The 24,766-nt window shown below is 29.3% G+C and carries 26 protein-coding genes; 24 read left to right on the top strand and 2 right to left on the bottom strand.

Translation table 11 applies throughout. The annotated features are described in order from the left end of the window. Positions 1–11 precede the first annotated feature (11 nt). From flgD to BVAVS116_RS01310, 21 genes are read left to right on the top strand one after another with little or no spacing between them, the layout of a single operon-like run. Complete coding sequence (flgD, locus tag BVAVS116_RS01410) at positions 12–455, top strand: flagellar hook assembly protein FlgD (RefSeq protein WP_006068434.1); 444 nt, start codon at positions 12–14, stop codon at positions 453–455. Between the two features lie 4 nt (positions 456–459). Then, on the top strand, positions 460–1,788 hold the full coding sequence (gene flgE, locus BVAVS116_RS01405) for a flagellar hook protein FlgE (RefSeq protein ID WP_006068907.1): 1,329 nt from the start codon (positions 460–462) through the stop codon (positions 1,786–1,788). A 21-nt stretch (positions 1,789–1,809) separates the two neighbouring features. Further along, entirely contained in the window at positions 1,810–2,034 is a 225-nt protein-coding gene (locus tag BVAVS116_RS01400) for a flagellar FlbD family protein (protein WP_006068923.1), read from the top strand. Then, positions 2,031–2,813 (top strand): motility protein A, encoded by a 783-nt coding sequence (locus BVAVS116_RS01395; protein WP_006068939.1) that lies wholly within the window; start codon positions 2,031–2,033, stop codon positions 2,811–2,813. The genes BVAVS116_RS01400 and BVAVS116_RS01395 overlap by 4 nt, the downstream gene beginning before the upstream one ends. After that, positions 2,813–3,595: a flagellar motor protein MotB gene (gene motB / locus BVAVS116_RS01390; protein WP_006068885.1), complete on the top strand. Its 783-nt coding sequence runs from the start codon at positions 2,813–2,815 to the stop codon at positions 3,593–3,595. The genes BVAVS116_RS01395 and motB overlap by 1 nt, the downstream gene beginning before the upstream one ends. A 46-nt stretch (positions 3,596–3,641) precedes the next feature. Next, the gene (gene fliL / locus BVAVS116_RS01385) at positions 3,642–4,178 is read left to right on the top strand and encodes a flagellar basal body-associated protein FliL (RefSeq protein ID WP_006068741.1); all 537 of its coding nucleotides are present in this window, start codon (positions 3,642–3,644) and stop codon (positions 4,176–4,178) included. 28 nt (positions 4,179–4,206) lie between these two features. Beyond that, on the top strand, positions 4,207–5,265 hold the full coding sequence (fliM, locus tag BVAVS116_RS01380; protein WP_006068597.1) for a flagellar motor switch protein FliM: 1,059 nt from the start codon (positions 4,207–4,209) through the stop codon (positions 5,263–5,265). Between the two features lie 45 nt (positions 5,266–5,310). Next, positions 5,311–5,652 carry a flagellar motor switch protein FliN gene (gene fliN / locus BVAVS116_RS01375; protein WP_006068512.1) on the top strand — a complete coding sequence of 114 codons (342 nt, stop codon included), beginning with the start codon at positions 5,311–5,313 and terminating at the stop codon, positions 5,650–5,652. Further along, entirely contained in the window at positions 5,645–6,271 is a 627-nt protein-coding gene (locus BVAVS116_RS01370; RefSeq protein WP_006068449.1) for a flagella biosynthesis regulatory protein FliZ, read from the top strand. Before fliN ends, BVAVS116_RS01370 begins: the two co-directional genes overlap by 8 nt. A 10-nt stretch (positions 6,272–6,281) precedes the next feature. Continuing rightward, positions 6,282–7,046: a flagellar type III secretion system pore protein FliP gene (gene fliP, locus BVAVS116_RS01365; protein ID WP_006068347.1), complete on the top strand. Its 765-nt coding sequence runs from the start codon at positions 6,282–6,284 to the stop codon at positions 7,044–7,046. Between the two features lie 7 nt (positions 7,047–7,053). Next, complete coding sequence (gene fliQ, locus BVAVS116_RS01360) at positions 7,054–7,317, top strand: flagellar biosynthesis protein FliQ (protein ID WP_006068297.1); 264 nt, start codon at positions 7,054–7,056, stop codon at positions 7,315–7,317. A gap of 43 nt (positions 7,318–7,360) precedes the next feature. Continuing rightward, positions 7,361–8,149, top strand: a complete 789-nt coding sequence (gene fliR, locus BVAVS116_RS01355) for a flagellar biosynthetic protein FliR (RefSeq protein WP_006068406.1) — start codon at positions 7,361–7,363, stop codon at positions 8,147–8,149. Further along, positions 8,149–9,267, top strand: coding sequence for a flagellar biosynthesis protein FlhB (gene flhB / locus BVAVS116_RS01350; RefSeq protein WP_006068607.1), 1,119 nt, complete (start codon positions 8,149–8,151; stop codon positions 9,265–9,267). Before fliR ends, flhB begins: the two co-directional genes overlap by 1 nt. An 8-nt stretch (positions 9,268–9,275) precedes the next feature. Beyond that, positions 9,276–11,369, top strand: coding sequence for a flagellar biosynthesis protein FlhA (flhA, locus tag BVAVS116_RS01345; protein ID WP_095456318.1), 2,094 nt, complete (start codon positions 9,276–9,278; stop codon positions 11,367–11,369). Between the two features lie 4 nt (positions 11,370–11,373). Then, positions 11,374–12,540, top strand: a complete 1,167-nt coding sequence (flhF, locus tag BVAVS116_RS01340) for a flagellar biosynthesis protein FlhF (RefSeq protein WP_006068785.1) — start codon at positions 11,374–11,376, stop codon at positions 12,538–12,540. 11 nt (positions 12,541–12,551) lie between these two features. Continuing rightward, complete coding sequence (locus BVAVS116_RS01335) at positions 12,552–13,439, top strand: MinD/ParA family protein (RefSeq protein WP_006068738.1); 888 nt, start codon at positions 12,552–12,554, stop codon at positions 13,437–13,439. A 9-nt stretch (positions 13,440–13,448) separates the two neighbouring features. Next, positions 13,449–13,928 (top strand): hypothetical protein, encoded by a 480-nt coding sequence (locus BVAVS116_RS01330; protein ID WP_006068814.1) that lies wholly within the window; start codon positions 13,449–13,451, stop codon positions 13,926–13,928. Positions 13,929–13,930: 2 nt separating this feature from the next. Further along, on the top strand, positions 13,931–15,835 hold the full coding sequence (locus tag BVAVS116_RS01325) for a FapA family protein (RefSeq protein WP_006068251.1): 1,905 nt from the start codon (positions 13,931–13,933) through the stop codon (positions 15,833–15,835). Between the two features lie 25 nt (positions 15,836–15,860). Then, a complete protein-coding gene (locus tag BVAVS116_RS01320; RefSeq protein WP_006068510.1) occupies positions 15,861–16,169 on the top strand; it encodes a hypothetical protein in 309 nt (102 codons plus the stop codon). A gap of 19 nt (positions 16,170–16,188) precedes the next feature. Beyond that, on the top strand, positions 16,189–16,710 hold the full coding sequence (locus BVAVS116_RS01315) for a hypothetical protein (protein WP_006068341.1): 522 nt from the start codon (positions 16,189–16,191) through the stop codon (positions 16,708–16,710). After that, a complete protein-coding gene (locus BVAVS116_RS01310; protein ID WP_006068877.1) occupies positions 16,688–18,157 on the top strand; it encodes an Hsp70 family protein in 1,470 nt (489 codons plus the stop codon). Before BVAVS116_RS01315 ends, BVAVS116_RS01310 begins: the two co-directional genes overlap by 23 nt. A 22-nt stretch (positions 18,158–18,179) precedes the next feature. Here BVAVS116_RS01310 and lepB read toward each other — a convergent pair whose 3' ends face one another. Next, complete coding sequence (lepB, locus tag BVAVS116_RS01305; RefSeq protein ID WP_006068715.1) at positions 18,180–18,686, bottom strand: signal peptidase I; 507 nt, start codon at positions 18,684–18,686, stop codon at positions 18,180–18,182. Positions 18,687–18,747: 61 nt separating this feature from the next. On the opposite strand from lepB, the gene BVAVS116_RS01300 reads away from it, so the two are divergent. Then, positions 18,748–19,980: a M23 family metallopeptidase gene (locus BVAVS116_RS01300; RefSeq protein ID WP_006068656.1), complete on the top strand. Its 1,233-nt coding sequence runs from the start codon at positions 18,748–18,750 to the stop codon at positions 19,978–19,980. A gap of 6 nt (positions 19,981–19,986) precedes the next feature. On the opposite strand, the gene BVAVS116_RS01295 is transcribed toward BVAVS116_RS01300, so the two are convergent. Beyond that, complete coding sequence (locus BVAVS116_RS01295; protein ID WP_006068601.1) at positions 19,987–21,369, bottom strand: tetratricopeptide repeat protein; 1,383 nt, start codon at positions 21,367–21,369, stop codon at positions 19,987–19,989. 217 nt (positions 21,370–21,586) lie between these two features. Between BVAVS116_RS01295 and BVAVS116_RS01290 the strand changes: the two genes are divergently transcribed. Next, complete coding sequence (locus tag BVAVS116_RS01290) at positions 21,587–22,600, top strand: hypothetical protein (RefSeq protein ID WP_006068743.1); 1,014 nt, start codon at positions 21,587–21,589, stop codon at positions 22,598–22,600. Continuing rightward, the gene (locus tag BVAVS116_RS01285; protein WP_040351361.1) at positions 22,593–24,752 is read left to right on the top strand and encodes a flagellar assembly lytic transglycosylase; all 2,160 of its coding nucleotides are present in this window, start codon (positions 22,593–22,595) and stop codon (positions 24,750–24,752) included. The genes BVAVS116_RS01290 and BVAVS116_RS01285 overlap by 8 nt, the downstream gene beginning before the upstream one ends. Positions 24,753–24,766 lie beyond the last annotated feature (14 nt).

Below are 24,766 nucleotides of genomic sequence, written 5' to 3'. Positions count from 1 at the left end.
GGTGAAGTTAAATGAGTAAAATGAATGGTATTGAAAGTGTTTCTAATTTGACTATTAGTAATAAAATTAAAAAAGGATCAGATTTTAAGGTTGACAATGTAGCTAATAAGGTTAACCTTGGTAAGGACGATTTTTTAAAGTTGCTCATTACTCAGCTTAGGTATCAAGATCCTACAAATCCAATGAAGGATAAAGAATTTATTGCTCAAATGGCGCAATTTTCGTCTCTTGAGCAAATGGCCAATATGAGCAAGTCATTTGAAAAACTTTCATCTTCTTTAGAAATAAGAAAAGATTTGGATTTGTTAGGCAAAGTGATTAAATTTCAGCATGGTGATGGGGAGATTGTTAAAGGTCGTGTCACAAACATTAAGACAGGCGCAATACCCCAAATTATGGTTAATGGTAATTATTATGTATATAAAAACATATTATCGGTAGGTTTGGAGGAGTAATTATATGATGAGGTCTTTATATTCTGGTGTTTCTGGACTTCAGAATCATCAAACAAGAATGGATGTTGTTGGTAATAACATTGCTAATGTAAATACAATTGGTTTTAAAAAGGGAAGAGTAAATTTTCAGGATATGATATCGCAGTCTATTTCTGGAGCTTCTCGCCCTACTGATACTCGTGGGGGGACTAATCCTAAGCAAGTTGGGTTAGGCATGAATGTTGCCGCAATTGACACTATTCACACCCAAGGGGCTTTTCAAAGTACTCAAAAAGCATCTGATCTTGGGGTTAGTGGTAATGGATTTTTCATTTTAAAAGAAGGTAAAAATTTGTTTTATACAAGAGCTGGTGCTTTTGATGTGGACTCTGATCGACATCTTGTAAATCCTGCAAATGGAATGCGAATTCAAGGTTGGATGGCAAGAGATTTAGAAGGTGAAAAGGTTATCAATACAGCTTCTGATGTTGAAGATCTAATTATTCCAATTGGAGATAAAGAGGGAGCAAGATCTACCAAAAATGTTACTTTTGCTTGTAACCTTGATAAGAGATTGCCTGTAATTCAAGAAGGTGCAAGTTCGGCAGATATTGCACGTGGAACTTGGGTTGTTAATAAGTCATTGTATGACAGTTTTGGAAATGTTAGTGTTCTTGAACTTAGGGTTGTAAAAGATTTAAATACTCCTAATTTATGGAATGCAACAGTGTTAATAAATGGTGAGCAAAATTCAAATTTTACACTTGGGTTTGACAATGAAGGAGCATTGGCAACTTTAAATGGGCAACCAAGCCAAAAAGGAGATATTCTCCAAATTCCTATAACATTTAATGTTTCAGGAGCAAATGTAGGTGAAGTTGGTGAGCAGCAAACTGTAAATTTGAAATTAGGAACAGTTGGGAGCTACACCGATTCAATCACTCAATTTGCTGATTCTAGTAGCACAAAGGCTATTATTCAAGATGGATATGGCATGGGATATATGGAAAATTATGAAATTGATCAAAATGGTGTCATAGTTGGTATTTATTCAAATGGAATAAGGCGAGATCTTGGCAAGATTGCTCTTGCTTCTTTTATGAATCCCGGAGGACTTGCAAAATCAGGCGATACTAATTTTGTAGAAACAAGCAATTCAGGTCAAGCTAGAATAGGCGAAACTGGGCTTGCTGGACTTGGTGATATTAGATCTGGTGTTTTAGAAATGGCTAATGTTGATCTTGCAGAGCAGTTTACAGATATGATAGTTACTCAAAGAGGATTTCAGGCAAATGCTAAAACTATTACTACTTCTGATCAATTATTGCAAGAACTTGTAAGATTGAAAAATTAAGTCAAGATTGTTTTTTAAAATATGATTTTTGTAACTAAGCTTAATGGTTTTGGATATTATTTAAATCCTTGTCATATTGAAAGTATTGAAGCTAATCCTGATACTACAATTCTTCTTATGAACGGTAAGAAGTTGATTGTAAAAGAAAAAGTTGAAGAGGTGATCAATAGGATTAAGTTGTATAGGAAAGAAGTTGCTTCTTTTGAAAAAATTGTAAGAGAAGGAAATGGGGGCGTTGAATTATGAATTTAGCTAGTATAATTGGGTGGGGAGTTGGATTTGGGGCTATTTTAATTTCCATGGCATTTACTCCCACAGGACTTGGTGTTTTTTGGGATTTAAGTTCTGTTTTTATTACCGTTGTTGGATCTTTTTCTGCTCTTATGGCTTCTTCAGAAGTTATTGCTGTAAAAAAAATTCCAACGTATTTAGGTTTTTTCTTTAGAAGAAATTCTTATGCCAAAATTTCTATTATAAAAATATTAGTAGAGCTTTCAGAAAAGGCTAGAAAAGAAGGTCTTTTGTCTCTTGATGACGAGCTTGAACAAATTAATGATCCATTTTTTAAGTCAGGAATGAGACTCGTTGTTGATGGTGCAGATCCCGAAGTAATTAGAACTATGCTTTATTTAGAGCTTGATCAAATGCAAGAAAGACATAAAGTCGGTTCAGATCTTTTTAAGACTTGGGCAAAGCTTGCCCCTGCTTTTGGTATGACGGGTACTCTTATTGGACTTGTAGCTCTTCTTGGTAATCTAGAGGACAAGTCTGCGCTTGGCTCTTCTATGGCTGTTGCTCTTATTACAACTCTTTATGGAACCATAATGGCAAATTTAATGTTTATTCCTGTCCAACTTAAGTTGGAAAAGATTGATTCTGAGGAAGCTGCAGTAAAGACAATGATAATTGAGGGTGTTTTATCAATCCAGTCCGGAGACAATCCTAGAATTTTAGAGCAAAAATTGATGACTTTTTTAACTCCCAAAGATCGAAGTCATCTTGGTAATAGTATTGGAGGTGAATAATGGCTTTGCGAATTAAAAAGCCTTTAAAATGTGATGAAGGATCTCCAGATTATATGGTGACTTATGGGGACATGGTTACTTTGCTGCTTGTATTTTTTGTTACAATGTTTTCATTAAATGATATTATTTTTCAAGAAAATGTGATAAGGATAATGTCTGCTTCTTTCACGGGTGCAGGATTTTTTAAAGGTGGTAAAACTTTAGATTTTAATAAATTATCTTATTTGAGTAATAGTTTTATGTCTTTACCTTCTACTGTGCGCAATAAACAAGCATCCCAGACTGCTAAAAATAAATCTATGATTGAATTTATTGAGAAAATCCAGTCTAAAAATATTATAGTTAGACAGGAAGAGCGGGGTATTGTGATATCTCTTGCAGCAGATGCATTCTTTGATTCTGCTAGTGCAGATGTTAAGCTTGAAGACAATAGAGATTCTATTCAAAAAATAGCATCTTTTATTGGGGTTTTAAGTTCTAGAGGCTATAATTTTAAAATAGAAGGGCATACAGATAATATTGACACTGATGTAAATGGGCCTTGGAAAAACAATTGGGAGCTTTCTACTGCAAGATCTGTTAATATGCTAGAACATATTTTGAATTATTTAGATCAATCTAATGTTAAAAGCATTGAAAATAAGTTTGAAGTAGCTGGTTTTGGCGGAAGTAGACCTATTGCAACAGACGATACTCCTGAGGGCAGAGCTTATAATAGAAGAATTGATATATTAATTACTACGGATGCATCTTTAAGTTTTCCTAAAGAAATTACGCAGTAATAGTTTTTTAAACTGTAGATAAAAAATTAATAGGAGGAATTTTATTATGCCAAATAATGACGATGAAAATTTAGATGTGGGAGATTCTAATGTTGGTAGAAAAGGTGGTTTGTTACCTGATATTATAATAAAAATTTTGCAGATACTTGCAATAGGAATATTTACTGTTGCAATAATGATAATTGTTTCTTATTTTGTATCTAAAATGGTAGTAAGCCAAAGTGGAGCTCCTAGCGATTTCCCAGTTTTTTCTAATGAATACTTAGGAAAGCCGCCTATGCTTATATGGTATGAAAGTATAGATGAGATTAGGGGTAATACTTTAGATGTTCCTCCAAAAACTTTTGTTGTAAAGCTTGCTTTAGGGTATGCAGAGAATAATGTTAATATTCTTAATGAACTTGGAAGACAAAAAGTGCGCTTAAAAGATATTATTAGAGAATATTTTAGTCAAAGAACTGGTCAAGAAATAAAGAACGAAAGTCAAATAAAAGCAGAAATTAAGGCAAGAATTAATAGTATTCTTAGAAATGGAGAAATAAAAGAAATAGCATTAACCCAAATTGATATTTTTGATATGTAATAATGTAATAAATTTAAAGGAATTTTAAATGGCAAACAATCCAGGAGCTTTATCTCAAGACGATATAGATAGCCTTTTAGAGTCTATCAACTCATCTGAAAGTTTATCGTTAGACGAATCCCTTTCTAATGTTATATCTAGTCCTACAGGCAAAAAGCAAAAAGTTAAGGTATATGACTTTAAAAGACCAGATAAATTTTCAAAAGAACAGGTTAGAACAGTTTCAAGTTTTCATGAGGCATTTGCTAGGTATACTACAACCTCACTTTCTGCTCTTTTAAGGAAAATGGTTCATGTTCATGTGGCTTCAGTTGACCAATTAACTTATGAAGAGTTTATTAGGTCAATACCTAACCCCACAACTTTAGCAATAATAAACATGGATCCACTTAAAGGATCTGCTATTTTTGAAGTTGATCCAACCATAGCATTTGCTATAGTAGATAGGCTTTTTGGGGGAGATGGAGATACGATTAAAGATAAAAGTAGAGATTTAACAGAAATTGAGCAGTCTGTCATGGAAAGTGTTATTATTCGTATACTTGCTAATATGAGAGAGGCTTGGTCTCAAGTAGTTGATCTAAGGCCAAGATTTGGGCATATTGAGGTCAATCCACAGTTTGCTCAAATAGTTCCCCCTACAGAAATGATTATTTTAGTAACTCTTGAGGTTAAAATAGGAAAGGTGGAAGGGCTTATGAATTTTTGTTTGCCTTATATTACTATAGAACCTATTGTTTCAAAATTATCAACAAGATATTGGCATTCTTTGATTGGGGTTGGAACCACTAGTGAAAATCTTGATGCTTTGCGTGAAAAGTTAGAAAATACGGCGATGCCTTTGGTAGCAGAAATAGGGGAAGTTAAACTGAAGGTAAGAGAAATTTTATCGCTTGACAAAGGTGATGTTTTAAATCTTGAATCTTCTCTAATAAATAAAGATTTAACTTTAAAAGTTGGTACTAAAGAAAAGTTTAAATGTAGAATGGGTTTAATGGGCAATAAAATTTCAGTACAAATTACAGAAAAAATTGGAGATATAAAAGGTTTTGATTTATTAAAAGAGCTTACAGAAGAGGTTGAGTGATAGTTATTTTATTTATTATAACTTAAATTATTAAGAGGTTAAATTATGAGTGTAGATGAAAAAAGTGATAATGTAGAAAAGCCGGAAATAAAGGGGGTTAAGCTTCCCGATTTAATTGATACTTTACCAGAAGGAGTTGATCCTAGTAATTTTGGGCTTTTAATGGATGTTTCTATGCAGCTTACTGTAGAACTTGGAAGAACAGAGCGCAAAATAAAGGATATACTTGGAATGTCTGAAGGCACGATTATTACTCTTGATAAACTTGCCGGTGAGCCTGTAGATATTTTAGTAAACGGTAAAATAGTTGCCAGGGGAGAAGTAGTTGTAATTGACGAAAATTTTGGAGTTAGAATTACTGAGATAATTAAAACTAAAAATGAATAATAAGTTTTTATTTTTAGTTTTTTTAGCGTTTTCTAATTTTTTTACATATGCTAATTCACAAAAGCAAGTAAATTTAGTATCTGCTGATTTAGAAAATGAATCTAGCTTGCCAATCTTTGAAGGGGATAAGGCAAATCTTACTAACAATGATAGTACTCAGGCAATTTCTCTTTTTAATATTTCGGATTTGGTTAAGATAGTTTTATTTTTGCTTATTGCTTTTTTTATCTTTTTTTTATTTAAAAAATTGATTTTTTATTCAAAAAAAAGCAAATATGAACAAAATTCTGATTTGATTAAGGAGCTTGTTTTTTACGAGATAGATGTTAAAAACTCAATAAGAATTATAAACATATTAGATAATGTTTATATATTTTTAGTTTCCAGCAATTCTTCTACTTTACTCAAAGAGATTAAATCTGAAGAAGAATTAGAAGATTTAAAACTTAAGCTTAGCAAGATTAATAATTTTTCTAAGAAAGATTCTTTTAAATCAATCTTTAAGAAAATGCTGCTCAAAAAAGAAGAAGTTCCTTTTTCCAGTAATGATTATGTTAAACTTGAGAAGAAAATTGAGACTTCGCTTAAGGATAAACAAGATAGATTAAAAAAATTTTAGAGGGTTTATTTTGAGAAAGTGTTTTAATTTTTTTTTATTTTTTAGTGTAACAAGTTTATCTTTTGCGCAAACAAAATCTTTGCAGGCCACCAAAGGTCTTAATTTTCCGTTTTTAAATTTTGAAAATATTAGTGGTTCAGAGATAGCTTTTTCTTTGCAGCTTTTGATTCTATTAACCATTATTACTCTTTCTCCAGCATTTTTAGTTTTAATGACTTCGTTTTTGAGAATATCCATAGTTTTAGATTTTATTAGACGTGCTTTATCTCTTCAACAATCTCCTCCTACTCAGATAATAATGGGATTGGCTTTGTTTTTAACTATTTTTACTATGTGGCCAACTTTTAATGTTATATATAAACAAGCTTATTTGCCTCTTAAAGAGTCGAAAATAAATTTTGATGAATTTTATAACAAAGGAATTGCGCCTCTTAGAATTTTTATGTATAAACAAATGTCTGATGGGAGCCATGAAGAGATTAGGTTATTTATGAGTATTAGTAATTATGATCGACCAAAAAATTTTAGCGAAGTACCAACACATGTTTTAATTGCAGCTTTTATTTTGCATGAGCTTAAAGTGGCCTTCAAGATGGGAATTTTAATATTTTTACCCTTTATAGTTTTAGACATTATTGTTGCTTCTGTTTTAATGGCTATGGGCATGATAATGTTACCTCCTGTAATGATATCTTTGCCTTTTAAGTTGATTCTTTTTGTAATGGTAGATGGCTGGACTTTAATTACTAGTGGCCTTATTAAAAGTTTTATGTAGGGTATATATGACTGCAGGACACATTCTTTATTTAATTAGAATTTCTATTGAAAACATTATTATCTTATCAGCTCCAATGTTGATTATAGCTCTTATAGTTGGTCTTTTGATTTCAATTTTTCAAGCTATTACTTCAATTCAAGATCAAACTTTAAGTTTTATTCCAAAGATTATTGTTATACTTTTAACTATTGTGATTTTTGGTCCTTGGATTTTAAATAAGCTTATACAATTTACTTATATGATTTTTAATCAATTGCAAAATGTTTAATTTATGACTTTAAATTATAATATTATATTATTTGGATGAAATTTTGAATTTGAATTTTTTGGTTTTAAAATCTTTTACAATTTTACCTGTGTTGGTTAGAATTTTTATGTTTTTAAAATTTTCTCCATTTTTTTCAACAATAAAAATTGGATATTTTAATTTTTTCTTTTCTTTGATTCTCTCTGTAATTATTGTTGAAAAGATTAAAGTTACTTATCCTTTAGATAATATGTTTTCTTTTGTGTTAATTTTATTAGGAGAAGCTATTTTAGGCCTTATTCAGGCATTTTTTGTTAGTATAATTTTCAATGTTTTTCATTTAGTTGGATTTTTCTTTTCGAATCAAATTGGGCTTGCTTATGCAAATGTTTTTGATATCTTTTCAGAAGAAGATAGTATGGTTATTTCGCAAATTTTTGCTTATTTATTTTTGCTTTTGTTCTTGTCAAGCGATTTTTTACTTCGGTTTTTTGTGATTGGCATACATGATTCTGTTTTGAACATTAGGGTTGAACATTTGGTAAATATGAGAAATTCAGAATTTATCAAGCTTTTGTTTATGTCTTTTGGATTTCTTTTTGAGAAAGCTTTATTAATTTCGTTTCCAATATTGTCTTTGCTTTTACTTTTTTATTTGGTATTGGGAATACTTTCAAAAGCATCACCCCAGATTAATTTATTAATAATTAGTTTTTCAACTTCGCTATTTTTAGGGCTGTTAATTTTATATATTGGATTTCCAAGCTTAGCAATATCTTCAAAAAGAGTGATTGAGCTTTCCTTAGATTCTCTTGCCAGTTTTTTAAAATTGTTTTCTAGAGTTTTAAAATAATGAAAAAAGATGAATTTTTGATTAAAAGTTGGTATATTCCCCTTGATTTTTTTTCTGCAGATGATGAAGGAAGAACCGAATTACCCACTGACCAGAAAAAGCAAAAAGCAAGAGAAGAAGGACGGGTATTAAAGTCTGCTGAAATTAATACCGCTGTTGGTCTTTTATTGTTATCTGCATTATTTTTTTTCATGCTTTCTTATTTTGCTTTAGATTTAGTAGCTGTTTTCAAAGAGCAGGCTAGCAAGCTTCCTGAAGTTATGAAGATGAGTATTTATGCTATGGGTTTTGCATATATTAGATCCATCATGGGTTATGTCGTTTTGTTTTTTTTTGCATCCTTAGCTGTTAATTTTTTTGTGAATATTGTTCAAGTAGGCTTTTTTATTACTTTTAAATCTTTAGAGCCAAAGTGGGATAAAATTAGTTTTAATTTTTCCAGGTGGGCAAAAAATTCTTTTTTTTCAGCTGGGGCTTTTTTCAATTTGTTTAAAAGTTTGTTAAAAGTTGTTATAATATGCTTAATATTCTATTTTATTATAGAAAACAATATAGGCAAAATTTCTAAGCTTTCGGAGTATACGCTTCAGACTGGGATTTCTATTGTGTTAGTGCTTGCCTATAAGATATGTTTTTTCTCAGTAATATTTTTGGCAATTGTCGGAGTGTTTGATTATTTGTTTCAAAGATCTCAATACATTGAGAGTTTGAAAATGACAAAAGAAGAGGTAAAGCAGGAGAGAAAGGAAATGGAAGGTGATCCTTTACTTCGATCTAGAATAAAAGAGAGAATGAGGGTTGTTTTAAGTACTAATTTAAGAGTAGCTGTTCCTCAAGCAGATGTAGTAATTACAAATCCAGAACATTTTGCGGTTGCTATTAAATGGGATAGCGAAACAATGCTAGCTCCAAGGGTACTTGCAAAAGGTCAGGATGAAATGGCTCTCACAATTAAAAAAATTGCAAGAGAAAATAATGTCCCTTTAATGGAAAATAAACTGCTTGCAAGAGCGCTTTATGCTAATGTTAAGGTTAATGAAGAGATTCCAAGAGAATATTGGGAGGTTGTTTCAAAAATTCTTGTGAGAGTATATTCTATTACTAAAAAGTTTAATTAGAGGTTCTATTGTTGGATGCTAGAAAAAATTCTATATTAGGATATTTAGGGCTTAATAATAAGTCTGATTTAATAATTTCAGTTGGTTTGATATTTATTGTTGCCGGGTTTATTTTACCCCTTCCTGCGGTTATTTTGGATGTTTTGATTACGGTTAATCTAGTAATAAGTCTTTTAATTATTTTAATTGTTCTTTATTCCAAGAGATCTCTAGATTTCTCTGTTTTTCCCACTTTGTTACTTGTGATGACTATTTTTGGACTTGTCCTTAATATTTCTTCTACTAGATTAATTTTAACTAAGGGTATAAATTTTGATGGGCAAATGATAAGAACATTTGGCACATTTGTTGTAGGTAGTTCTGGAATTCAAGGACTTGTTGTTGGATTTATAATATTTATAATAATCATTGCTGTTCAATTCATTGTAATTACCAAAGGAGCAACAAGGGTAGCTGAAGTTGCAGCTCGATTTGCTCTTGATGCGCTTCCTGGTAAGCAAATGGCAATTGATTCTGCTTATAGTTCTGGAAATTTGACAGAAGAAGAGGCTACAAGGCAAAAAAATGATTTACAATCCGAAGTCAATTTTTATGGCGCAATGGATGGAGCTTCTAAGTTTGTGTCGGGAAACGTTAAGGTTGGATTTTTGATAACCCTTATAAATATTCTTGGCGGTTTGTTGGTAGGAATAACTTTACAAGGTCTTAACTTTAATGAAGCTCTTAATAATTATGTTTCATTGACGGTTGGTGATGGGCTTGTGTCTCAATTACCGGCCCTTTTAATTTCAACAGCTACAGGTTTAATTGTTACTAGGTCAATTTCAAAAAATAGTTTTGGTGGCGAGATTTTTGAGCAATTCACAAATCATTTAGGAATTTATTGGATTGTTTCTGGATTTTTGTTTTTTTTAGCTTTTCTTCCTGGATTTCCAACTTTAATTCTTATTTTTTTAAGTTTGCTAATTGCATTTTTAGCTTATTCTCTTTCAGGCATAAAAAGTAGAGAAGAAATTAATGAAAAAATGAAACTGGAAGAAGAGCAAGCGGCAATTTATTTAGATAAAGATGTTGCGCCTGTTGTTCCCCTTGATCCATTAGCTCTTGAGATTGGATATAATCTTGTTCCAATAGTTGATGATACAAAAACCTCTGAACTACTTGATCGTATTGTTAAGATAAGGCGCGAGATTGCATTTGAATTTGGAATAGTTGTGCCTAAGATTAGAATAGTTGACAATATGCGGCTTGAGCCCAATGCTTATTCTTTTAAACTAAGAGGAGTTGAAGTTGGGCGAGGTGAGATTAAGCTTGGTAAATTTTTAGTGATAAATATTGGTCTTGATTCTGGAATAGATGGAGATCTAGTTAAAGATCCTTCATTTGGACTTCCTTCTCTTTGGGTAAATGATGATGGTCGAGAAACTGCTGAAAAATTGGGATATACTGTTGTTGATCCCCCTTCTATTATTGCTACTCATATGACAGAACTTATTAAAAGACATTCTTACGAAATTTTGACTCGTCAAGATGTTCAAAATACCCTTGATGTTTTTAAGAAAGATTATGGGGCTATTGTTGAAGAGGTTCTTAAGAATTTTTCAGTTGGAGAGATTCAAAGGGTTTTGCAGGGCCTTTTAAAAGAGCAGGTTTCAATTCGCAATTTGGTTACAATTTTTGAAACAATTGCAGATTTCACAAGTATTACTAAGGATACATTTTTCTTGATTGAAAAATGTAGACAAGCAGTTGGAAGACAGATAGCTAGTGGATATTTAGACTTAAATTCTGAGCTTAATGTAATAACCTTAAACCCCAGTTTTGAGCAAATAATAATTGATTCTCGTATAGAATCTAATCACGATCTTATAAGTTCAATTGATCCTAATTTGAAAACTAAATTTATTTATGAACTTTTCAAAATTGTAAACGAGGTTCAAGCAGAAGGGTTTTATCCAGTTATTCTCTCAAGCGAATCGTCAAGACCTATAATAAAAGTGATAACAAGTAGAGAGATCCCAGAACTTGTTGTTATGTCTGTTTTAGAGGTTCCCCAAAATATTAAAGTTAATGTTCTTAAAACAGTAGAGGTTGAAGAATAATATTATGGTTCAATATTTTACAGAAAAAGGTCCAACTTATAATGAAGTTATAGAAATAATTAAGAAAAAATATGGTAAGAATGCTAGGGTTATGACCTATAAAACTATTCCTCATGGAGGGATTTTAGGTTTGTTTAGTAAAGATTGGGTTGAGGTCTCAGGTTATGTTAGATACGACATTGGTAATCAGCAGATTAATGTTGAGGATGAAAAGCGAAAAATCCTTCAAAGCATTAAAAGAGAAGAAAATTCTTCAATTGAAGATGTGCTCAAAGAAGTTAAGTCTCTTAAAACAGAACTTGCTCAAAAAAAGGAAAATATTAACCACCCAACAATTACAAAAATTGAAGATATTTTAAGAGAAAATGATTTTTCTGAAAATTATATTAAAGACATTAATGAGTTTATTAAGAGAGAATTCAGTTTGTCAGATCTTGATGATTATGAGAGAGTTAGAGAGGATGTTGTTTTGTATATTGCAAAAACAATTAAATGTTCAGGATCTATTATTGATGATCTTAAGAAAAGGGTTTTTATTTTAGTTGGTCCAACAGGTGTTGGAAAGACCACCACAATTGCGAAACTTGCAGCAATTTATGGTATTAATGGAGAATCTAAGAGTTTGAATATTAAAATTATTACTATTGATAATTATCGTATTGGAGCTAAAAAACAAATTCAAACTTATGGTGATATTATGGGTATTCCGGTTAGAGCAATTGAGTCTTTTAAAGATTTAAAAGATGAAATTACTGATTCAAAGGATTTTGATCTTATACTTGTTGATACAATTGGCAAAAGTCCTAAAGATTTTATGAAGCTTGCTGAGATGAAGGAGCTTCTTAATGCTTGTGGAAGAGATGCTGAATTTCATTTGGCTGTGAGTTCTACTACAAAAACATCAGATGTTAAAGAAATATTTCACCAATTCTCTCCTTTTAATTATAAAACTGTAATTTTTACCAAAGTGGATGAAACCACTTGTGTTGGAAATTTGATAAGTTTGATTTATGAAATGAAGAAAGTAGTTTCTTATGTTACGGATGGGCAAATTGTTCCTCATAATATCAGTGTTGCAGAACCACTTACTTTTATTAGAAGAATAAATGGCTACAGAATAAGCGATGATGCAGAGTTTATTAAGAAAATAAAAAGTAAATCTTATTATTAAGGAAAGTTATAATGGAAGATCAAGCTCAAAGTTTAAGAGATATGATGAGATTAAATGGTAAATTTAATTTTTCAGTTGATGAGAAAGTTCAAAACAGTAAAACAAGATTTATTGCTGTTAGTAGTGGTAAAGGCGGTGTTGGCAAAAGCAATATTGCAATTGGACTTGCTCTTAAATATTCTGAGCTTGGCAAAAAGGTATTAATACTAGATGCTGACATTGGAATGGCTAATGTTAATATTTTGCTTGGTGTTATTCCCAAGTACAGCATATATCATATGATTGCTCAAAGTCGTGATATTAGGGAAGTAATAACAAAGACAGAGTACAATATTGATCTTTTAGCCGGTGCTTCTGGTACAATGGAGCTTTTAGATCTCTCTGATGTTGATGTTAATAAATTTATAAAAGAATTATTAAAAATATATGAATATGATATAGTTGTAATAGACACTAGTGCTGGGATTTCAAGACAAGTTATTTCGTTTTTGCTTTCCAGTGACGATGTTGTTATTGTTACTACCCCAGAGCCTACTTCGATTACGGATGCTTATGGAATAATAAAGGTATTGTCTTATAAGATGGAGAATTTGAAAAATTTAAGACTTATTGTTAATAGAGTAGCTAATGTTAGTGAGGCTAAGGGGGTTGCCAAAAAGGTTATAGATATTTCAGGGCAATTTTTAAATTTAAATATTGATTATTTGGGATATATTTATGAGGATCAAAATGTTAGGAGTTCTGTTTTTAAGCAAAAACCTTTTGTTTTGGTAAATCCAAATAGCAAAGCTAGTTATTGTCTTGATTCTATTGTTGCTACTCTTGAAGAGGTTTCTCTAGATAGCAGAAAAAGAAGGGGTGTTATAGGCTTTATATTAAGATTTTTTGGTGTGGAATAGTAGGACATTATGTTTGTTAGTAGGGAATTAAAGTACATTTTATTAGCTAGTTTGTCGGCATTTTTTATTTCGTCAATTTTAGGTTTATTTTTTGGTTTGCCATTTTTTACAATCTTAGTAAGGTCTTTTTTGCAGTTTGTATTTTTTTTTGTTATTGGACTTTTAATTGAGTTTATCTACAAGAAATATTTATCGAATCTTTTTTCAGCAGAATTGTCTGGTAATATGGAAAATAAGCTTCAAGATGATAATAAGGTTCATAAGGATTTGAACGAAAATCTTGATTTTCAAAATAAAAATTCTCTTTATGAAAATTCTCAAAATAACAGTAGTAATGTTGATTTTATAGAAGAGGTTAAAAAGTACAAATTTGATACTGAAGACATGGGTAAGGGAATTGGCAAGATTAAAAAAATATCATTTATTGAAGATAATGATCCAAAAGTTGTTGCAGATGCTATTAAAACTTTAATGAGCAAAAAGGAATAAATATGGATGGTAGGGTTATAAATTTTTCTGAACTTTGTGATAAAATGCGAGGTTACTTGGAAAGAGAAAATAATGTTGATTTTATAGAAATAGAAGCAGATACTCTTGAAGAAGCCTTAAATGATGCTTCTTTAGAGCTTTCAGTGCCTTATAAAGAATTAGACTATGAAATTTTGTTAAAAGGTAGTAATGGCATATTAGGATATGGAAAGAAAAAATGGAGAATAGTTGCCTATAGAAATTCTTCTAGCAAGCCTAAAGTGTCTCTTGATTCAAGAGATGATTCAGGAGAAGAAAAAATAATTTCAACGGATGGTGAATTTTTTATCAGAAAATCTTCTAAGGGTGTATTTTTAAAGGTTATTCCATCGAAGGGACAGGGAATTTCTATTAAGTATCAAGATGTTCTTTCTAAATTAGAATTACATAGCAATATTGAAAACTTCGATAAAGACATTGTGAAAGGTATAGTTGAGAATGCTAGTGGATACTATGAAAAAATTGCTGATTTTGAATCTGATCCTTCTGAAAATGTTACAATGATGGTTCAAATATCAGAAAATTCAATGTCAGTTACTATTGAATTTACTACGCCTGGAATTAATGGAGCTGAAATTTTTGCGCAAGATATTTTCAATATCCTTAGAAAATATGGAGTAATAGATATTGCAATACTTAAGGATAAAGTAGCAAAATTTGTGGATTATCCTGTTTATGGTGAGCCTATTGAACTTGCAAAGGGGTTAGAACCAGTAAAGGGCAAGGATTCTTATATTGATTTTATTGTTGATGAGAATAATAGACTTGGTGAATATGAAGTTTCAAGCATAGGATTTAGGAATGTTATTGAAGGCGAGGAATTGGCTAGAATTATTCCTTTTGAAAAAGGTATAGACGGTTATACCGTTTTTGGCAAAATGTTAAAATCAGAGAGTGGACAAGATATTAATTTTGTTTTAGGTGAAAATACTTTTAGAGATGGTTATAAAATTCGTGCAAAATGTAATGGATATATGTCTGTTTCAGATGGTGTAATATCTGTTCACAATGTTTATTTAGTCAAAGGTGATGTTGGACCTGCTACTGGAGATATAGTAAATAATGGAATGGTCCTTGTTCAGGGCAATATTTTAGATGGATACAACATTATGGCTAAAAGTGGAATAGAAGTAAAAGGATTGGTGGGTCGGTGCAATTTAAAAACGGATGGATCTATTATTTTTCATAGTGGTGTAAATGGTAAAGGTGATTCTAAAATTTATGCACGGGGCAATATTAGAGCTAAGTTTTTAGAAAATGTTACTTTAAGTTGTGGTGGAGAAGTTGAAGTTTTAAGGGGCATTGTGAATTCTTCAGTTTCTTCTAAAAAGAGAGTTCTTTGCATCGGCAAAAAATCAAAAATAGTTGGTTCTAATGTTTATGCTAAAGAAGAGGTTAGAGCATATTCTATAGGTTCTGATAGAAGTTGTGAAACCTGTATTGATGTTGGTCATGATCCTGAAATTAAAGATTTACTAACTAGGTTTAATAACCATCTTGAAAAGATTGAAAAGCGACTAGAAGTTTTAACTAAAGATATTATTGCTTTAAAAAAGAATATTGTGCTCATTACAGATAAGGCAGAAAAATCTTTAAAGATTGATAGTTACAATGAATTTGTTAATGAGGGTAAAATTCTTAGAATGGAAATAAAAATGATAGAGAGAAAGCGAATTGATTTACAAAATGAGCTTGAAAATACTAAGATAGAGGGTAAAGTTTCTGTTGAAAATATAGCTTATTCGGGTGTTAAGCTTTATATTAAAAATGCTTTTTATGAGCTTTCAAAAGATTATAGCAATGTTACTTTTGTAGAAGATGATAATTATATTAAAGTTATGACTTATATTCCTTATAAGTCTGGGTGAAGATCTTTAATATAAGGATTTAGATATGGATGCATATAAAGTTTTAAAAATGTCTGTTGTTAGTTCTTTTAAGGCTAGACAACTTTTAAGTGAATATGAAAAGCGCAAAAGATTAAGAATTAATCAAAATCAAAATACTAGGTTTAGATTTTTAAGAAATTATCATACTGATTTTGAGGTTAGTAATGTGTGTGCAATTAGTAAAGTTGAGAATAATTTTTTGCTTTCATTTCCAGTAAAAAAAAATAAAAATGAAGATAGGGCAATGCTGAGTTTATATTCTGGTAAATTTGAGGATCCTAAAATTGGTAAAAATGTTAACCTTAAGAGATAAAATGTTTTAGGGCTTTTGTATGTTTGTTGTTTTTTATCTTATTTTAATTATATTTGTTTTTATATATTTTCATGTGTATGTTAATTTGAAAATAAAATCTAATAGCATACTTAGAAAGTTTAAAAGTGAGGTAGATAAAACAATTATTGAAATCAATCAAGCTACGGATAGAAATATAAATATTATTGAAATAAAAATTGAAAGTTTAAATAGAATCATTAAAGAGGTTGACGAGAGAATTGAAATTCTTGATCAGAGATTGTTGGGGTTTAACAACAGTTCTATTCCTGGGAATAGTTCTTCTAGTTTTGGATCTAAGGGTGATGGAATTTATAAAAGTAATTTGGACTATTCTATACCTACTATTGAAAAAAACATAATAAAAGAAAGTTATAATGTTCGCAATCAGATTATTTTACTCCATGAACAAGGTATGTCTTTTGAGGCTATTGCTAAAAAGTTTAAGCTAGATCTAGGTGAAGTTGAGCTAATTGTTTCAATACATAGGGGAGGTATTCATGAAAAAATGGATAGGTATTGATCTTGGAACCACAAATACTGTAGCATCGTATTTTGATGTTAGTTCTAAGATAATATTAAATGAAAGGGGTGAACGAATGACCCCTTCTATTGTTTCTTTTTCAGATAAGGATGTTCTTGTTGGGAGTGCCGCTAAAAATCAAATATTAGTTAATCCTCAAAAAACGTTCTATGATTTTAAGACTAATATAGGTTCTAATACTTTTTATAAAGTAGATGGCGAATTTTATAGAGCAGAATATCTTTCAGCACATTTACTTTCTAGTGTCAAAAAGAATGCTGAAAAATTTTTAGATGAAGAGATTGAAAATGCTGTAATAACAGTTCCTGCATATTTTTCCGAGATTCAAAGGAGAGGTGTTGTTGAGGCTGCAAATTTTGCTGGTTTGAATTGTAAGGCTATACTTAATGAGCCAACTGCAGCTGCTATTGCTTATGCTTTTGAAAAACAGATTGATGGAATTTTTCTTATTTATGATCTTGGAGGTGGAACTTTTGATGTAACTCTTATGGAAAAACAAAGTGATACTTATACTGTTCTTTCGGTTAAGGGACAAGGTCGACTTGGGGGTAATGATTTTAATAAAATTATCGAAAAGCATGTTTTAGATAGTTTTAAAAACGAATATCCCGATTTTAATTTAGAAGATGTTTTGCTTCTTGAACAGTTAAGAGAACGAATTGAAGAGGGTAAAAAAAATTTATCTGTCATGGAAGAGGTTGACATTACTTTGCTTTTCCTAGATGGCAAGCATTTAAATTATAAGCTTAAAAGGAGTGAATTTAATTCAATGATAAGTGAATATGTTGACAAAACTATTCAATTATCTATGGAATGTATTGCTGATTCTGGAGTTGATATTAATAGTATTTCGAAAATCATACTTTCTGGTGGTTCAACAAGGATTCCCTTGATTGAACAAGTTTTAAAAGAATCTTTTCCTTCTGTTTCGATTTTAGATTCTTTAAATCAAGATGAAGTTGTAGCTATTGGTGCAGGTATTCATGCTTTTAGTCTTTCTAGAAATGACTCTGTTATTAAGTTTAAAGATGTGACTCCTTATTCTCTTGGGCTTGAGATAAGGGGTAATGGGTTTTTTACTTTAATAGAGAGAAATACTGCTTTGCCAATTTCTAGGAGCAAGCTATTTACGACCACCAATGATTATCAAGATGAAATTGAGATTCATATACTTCAAGGTGAATATAAAAAGGCTTCTTTGAATTATTCTATAGGTAGGTTTTCTTTTGGTAATATTCAAAAAGCTTTAAAAGGAGTTCCCAAAATAGAGGTACTTTTTACTTTAAATGAAAGTGGTATTTTGAGTGTTAATGCTAAAGATTTGGCGACAAATTCTTCTAATTTTATTGAAATAAAAATTACAAGTTCATCTGACAGTGTAGCAAGAGACAGTCTTTCAAATACTTTTACAAGTATTATTGATTAAAGACTTAAAGGAAAAAGTTTTTTTAAAAGTAATAAATTATTTTTCCCAATATGTTATCAATTTTTACAAATCCGTAATCCCTTGAGTCTAATGAAGTCTGTTTATTTTCTCCTATGACTAAATAGTGATTATCAGGAATTTTTTTAGTATTTTTTTTTAAAACATTTTCATCTATTTTAAAGCTTAAGTCATGTATGCATATTTTATTTTTTTCTATTTGTTTAAATTTCTCTCCTGGAATTGCAAATATTTTTTTAATGGCAATTTTGTTTGTTATAGGATCTTTAATAAGCACCATTTCATTTTTTTTTGGGTTTTTCCATAATAAAAGGTATTTTTTGTGATTTTTAAGTCTAAGTCCATATTCAAATTTGTGACTTACAATCCAATTTTTTTCAAATATTGTTGGGGTCATTGATTCGCCTTTTACTATGTAAAATGATAAGAACAACTTTATTAAAGTCATTAAAAATAAAGAAGCAGCTAAAATTGACACCAGTTCATATTTGTGAGCTTTAAATATTCTCATAACTTTTAAACAATGCTTTCATTAAAATGCAATTTTCCATTGTATAATGAAATAGCATGTTATGATTATATCAAAAAAGAAGCAAAGGGTAGAAAAACGTAAAAAAAATTTTTTATTCAATAACAAAAAGAATATTGATTTTGAATTAAAGGATTTTGCCAATATTAGGAATATTGGCAAAAGAAGAAAAAAAGCTTTCAAGTTTAAAAACTTTTTTAAAAAAGCTTCTTTATTTTTCTATAAGTTTAAAATACAAAATATTAATCATTATGAATATAAATATTATTATAAGAGCTTTAAAGAGAAAGTTTTTGACATTTTTAGCTTAAAATTTGATTATAAGCTTGTTTTTAAGGTTAATGCAATAATTTTTATTTTTATATTAATATTTTATATTAATATTTTTTCTTACTATGGTTCGTATATTTTTTTAAATAGACTCACTTTCCCCAAAGATTATTTTATTGATACATTTTTATATTATAGTGATCAAGATATAGCGCAAATTAGTAGTTATTTGCTTGAATCTAATGTTTCTTCAAATGTTCCTGGATTTAAAAAAAATTTTGTATTAAAGGTGTTTGACCATAAAATTAAGCCTGGAGAGACTCTCTCTCATGTTGCAGCTAGATATCAGATAACCAGTGAAACTTTAATTTCTTTTAATGAAATTAAAGATGTAAGAAATATTAAGCCAAATTCAGTTATTAAAGTTCCTAATATGAAAGGGATTGTTTATGTTGTTAAAAAAAATGATTCTATTTCATCTATAGCTAGTGCTTATAATGTTCCCAAGGTGGATATTTTAGATTCTAATAATCTTGATAATGAAGTTTTATTTTTAGGGCAAAAATTATTTATTCCTGGGGGAAGATTGCCCAAAGATTTTTTAAAAGAGGTATTAGGAGAGACTTTTATTTATCCTGTACAAGGCGTTATTACTTCAGGATATGGTTATCGACCAGATCCGTTTACAGGGGTTATTAGCTTTCACAATGGAATAGATATTGCAAATTTAGCCAATACTCCCATTAAAGCTTCAAGAGAGGGTATTGTTGTAACTGTGGGATTTAATGCGGGGGGATATGGTAAATATATTGTTATTTCTCATAGTAATGGATTTCAAACTTTATATGCGCATTTGAATTCTTTTGCTGTTAAAGTTGGAAAAAAAGTTTCAAGGGGAGCGGTAATAGGCTATATGGGAAGTACTGGTTATAGCACAGGCAATCACTTACATTTTACCATTTTTAAGAATGGCAAAACCGAAAATCCTATGAAATATTTAAGGTAGTATTTTTCATGTGTATTTGGATATGTTAATTTTTTTAAGTATTTGAGTTAATTTTTTGCCTTCTACTAAATCAATAAGCCTTCCTTCAATCATTTGTTTAGCTTTTAAAGAAAATTTTGATGGAGCAATACAGAGCCCTTTTATTTTATTTTCTTTTATTTTTGAAATGAAATCTTTTAAGAATAATTCACCAAAAGTATCTTGTTCAGTTCTTACAAAGCGTACTATTAAATTTTCTTCCCACTGATTGTTAGCTAAGTGAAAATTCATATCAATAAATTGCGATGTTATTTCGTTTATTTTAGAATCTCTTACTTGGAATTTATTTAAATATAGTTTTAAAATAATTTCATTTGCTATTTTCCCAAAATTTTCTTTTGAACTGCGCAAATATATTCTTAGTGCTATGTTTTCGTTTAATCTTTTGCTAAATTCTAATTTTTCTTTAATTTTTTTGTAATTTGGATCAATATCTTCAACTTTGCTAAAAGCCTCTGTAGCTTTTTGATAATTTTCAACAGAGATTTGGAGTTCTCCAAGATTATAAAATAATTCAAGGAAAACTTTTTTAGGTAAATCAGGTTTTACTTTTATTATTTCTTTAATATTTTGTTCTAATTTTTCTAATTCTTTATTTTTTGAATGAATCTCAGATGTAATTAATAAAGCCTCATAAATCATTCCATCTTTTTGCTTTATTTTATTAGCAATTTCTAGTGCCAGATGATCTTGATTCATTTTTGACAAAGACTTAGCATATGCTAAAAGAGCGTCAATGTCGCCTTGTATGTGTTTTTTTATATTATTAAATATTCCAGCAGCCTTTCTATAGCTTTCTAGATTAAATAAAGCTATTCCTATGTGTTTTAGGATGTCGTTATTATTTTTATTAAACTTGTAGACTTTTGTAAGATAGTATAGAGCTTCTTTATACATTTCGTTTTTTAAGAATGCTATACCAAGATAATAATTTGCATCTTCATCTGATTTTTTTAGCAGATAAGCTTTTTTTAAAAATTCTAAGGCTTCCCTGTTAAAATTTCTTTTAAGGTTATAAAATCCATAACTTAAAAAAGCTTTAAATGTATTTATTTCTTGGCTTATTGGATTGTCTTCTATTAATTGGCATAATTTTTTTGCATATTTTATACCATTTTCATAGTCTTTGTTTTTATAGTAATAATTATTTAAAATTTCAAGAGCACCTATTTCGTTTGGATTTGTTTTTAATAGAGAAATTGCTCTTTCGATTAATTTTCGTGTTCTCTCATCATCTTTTTTTATTTTTCCTCTAGTTTTTCCTATTGTAAGTTTTAATGCTATTTTAAAAAATAAAAATACTAAAATAAATACTGTTAATGAAGAGATTACTATAAATAGCGATAACACTCGTATTGCTCCTAAATTCAAAATATCTCATTAATTTGCATCATCATAGCTACTTTTAATAAAAGTTATTTACTTAAAATAAAAGTAATTTGTAAGTTGAACATCACATTATTTATATTATATTATAGTTATAATAATAATGATAACTATAATTATTATATAAGCTTGGTTTCAATAAAATAAAATAAAATAAAATAAAGCAAAGAGGTTATAATTTTTGAAAGGGTTTTTAGCGATAAAATTATCTAATAATGAATATTATTCGGTTTTAAATTTAGATGATAGTTCTGTTAAGAGAGTAATATTGGGTAAGATTGCAGGTGATACTAGCATTAAGTTGAATTTTTATGTTAGTGAATATGAAGATTTTTCAGTTCCTTTTTTAGTTGGTTCTTTTTTCTTGGATAATTTAAAAAAGGAAAGCCTGAGTGTCAATGTTTATTTTAAAGTTATGGATGAAATACTTTATGTTTATAGTGAATCTGATGGGATTCAAGATAAATCGAAGTTTGATTTAAGTCTTGTAGATTTTAATCAAACTTTTAAAGGATCTAATGAAGATAACCTTTTAGGTGATTTTAAAAGTAGTGGTATTGGCAGTGATTTGTCTGTTGAAAATTTGGGTTCTGAATTTGATTTAAATTTTGAAGAGAAAGATGATTTTGTTAAAAAAGATATTTCTGATTTAAGTATGCCCACTATTAATTCTTTAGATCTGGAAAACGAAGAAGATCAAAAAATTGAGTCAAAGGATTCAGATTTTGAAAGTTTTGATGATAATGATGATAGTGTGGTTGATTCTAAAGAGTTTAATTTAGAAAATAAAAAAGTAGAGTATATTGATGAAGAATCTTTTAATTTTGATAATTTTGAGTTACAAAAATTAGAAGAATTTTCTTCAGAAGAAGAAAATTTGCATGATTTAAGCGTTGAAGACATTATTGCAGATATTGACAAAGATTTAATAGATACTTCAGATGAAGATGTTGAGCTAGATCTTAGAGAAGATTTTGAGAGTGATGTAGCTAAAAATAATTTTAAATTAAATTCAGGTGAAGGAGCGGTGCATTCTCCTATGCTGTATTTAAGTCTTATTTCTCTTTTTCTTTTGATATTTTTTTCTTTGTTTTTAGTTTTTTCAAAAATTTTAAAGCCTAGAGATTTTGTTTCATACTGCTTTGAATGTGATAAAAAGAAAATTGAGAGATATGGAAAAGATCAATATGTTTAACAGAAGTTATTTCGTATTGCACAATTTTCTTTTTCTTTTTTTATTTTTAAGTTTATTTTCTTGCTTTGTGAAAAAAGAAATTTCAGGCAGTGATTTTATTAAGGCGCATTCAAAAGAGTTTGATTTAAATAATTTGAATTGGTTATGGAATTTTGATTATTCAAAAAAAAATTTTGATAAGTATTTTAACATAGATTCAAGTTCTTACATATATGTTGCTTATTTATTTAAAAAAATAGGATTTGAAGAAAAATTTGTAGAGTATATGAAAAAGGCTATAGATCATGGGGATAATATTTCATCTCAGTTTGCTGGAATTAAACTTATTGAATATTTTAATTCAATAAAAGATTATTTTTCGTCTGAATTGATTGGGGAGAGGCTTTATAAAAAATACGAAAATAATAAATTTATTATATTAGGGTACTTTAAAAGTCTTTATTGGCAAAAGAAAAACGATAAAGCGCTTAGTCTTTTAAATAAGCTTGATAAGATGAAATTTTCTGATTATCAAGAAAATGAAAATATTTTATTAAAAGCAGCTCTTTATCTTAATCTTTCTAATGTAAGTGAGTCAAAAATTTATTTTAATAAACTTTTTGAGAATTTACCTGCAAATTATTTACATGTAAGAGCTTATGATTATTTTATTATTGAAAATAAGTCTAAGTATTTTGGTGCAAATTTTTTAAATCTTGTTAAGTTTAAGTATGAAGTGGCGAATGGTAATTTTAATAGTGCAATAAATATATTGAATAAAAATGGTTTGAGCGACTATTATGACAATAATATTGTATTAAGCGATGTTTATAAGGCTTTTATTAGTTCTGGTAAAATTTCAAATGCTTTAACATTTTTTAATAAAATAAAAAGTAAATATAAAAATTATTATTTGGGCATTTTAAATCTTAAGGTTAAGGGAAAAAATAATTTAGGCTTTCTTCTTTTAAAAGAATATCTTGAAGGTGTGAATCTTAATAATGAGATTAATAGGCTTACTTTGCTTAATACGGCTTTTAGTAATTTAATTTTTACTAAAAGTGCCAGAGATTATTTTGCCGAAAGCGTAGCTAAGTTTTATACTGAGAGCGATAAAAAAAATTCTACTTTTATTAAGATTTTAGAAGAGTATATTTTGGAATCAATTCAGCTTGAAGACTATTACAACATTTATAAACTTTATTCTAATGCTAAAAAAGTTATTTCTGATTCTATTTTATCTAAGCTTGCCTTTATTAATGCAAGGCTTATTTATCATAAATTAATTAAACCCAGTGTAAGTGGAGAATATAAGAGTCTTTTGCATTCTGCGGTTAATTATGATAAATGGTCATATTCTTCATTTATGAGCAGATACTTATTAGATCAAAATATTGATGAATTTTTTACAAGTGGGTTTGATGTTAAATATGAGCAATCTGATTATGAGATTTTTTTGGAGGGTTTTTTAAAATTCAATCTTTGTCATTATGTTAGAGGTTTTATTTCTGAAGATTTTAAGAATGGGTATAAATTTTCACTCGATTTTTATCGAAAAGTATACGATGAACTTTTAAAGAGTGAAAATTATTACGATGCAACCCTTGTGATTAATTATCTTGTAAGTCAAGATGAATCTGCTTTAATGGAAAGTGACTATAAAAGGCTTTATCCTTATTTGTATGGATCTTTAGTAGAATATTGGGCTAAAAGGCGTGGACTTGAAACTAGCATTGTATTTTCTTTAATAAAAGCGGAAAGCAGCTTTGAGAAAAATGCTGTCTCAAAGCCTGGTGCTGTTGGTCTTATGCAAATTATGCCGGCAACAGCTAATGATATTTCTAAAGAACTTAAATATTTTGATTATGATTTAAAGACCCCAAAAGATAATATAATAATTGGAACATATTATTTAAAAAAAAGAATATCGACAACTGGCAGCCTTTATAAGGCTCTTGCATCTTACAATGGGGGTATTGGTAATGTTAGAAAGTGGGAAAAAAGTTATGGACATTTATCAAAAGAGCTTTTTATTGAGGCAATTCCTTTTAGTCAAACTAGAAATTATATTAAAAAAATATTAGTTTATTCGGTATTTTATGACGCTTTGTATGAAAAGAAGGGAATAGATTCAGTAATAGTTAAAATTATGGGCGAATTTCCCAAAAATTAGTATTGGAGCATTTA

Origin of the sequence: Borreliella valaisiana VS116, assembly GCF_000170955.2 — a bacterium.
In the GTDB taxonomy this organism is placed as follows: domain Bacteria; phylum Spirochaetota; class Spirochaetia; order Borreliales; family Borreliaceae; genus Borreliella; species Borreliella valaisiana.
This window is presented reverse-complemented; position numbering and strand designations above follow the sequence as displayed.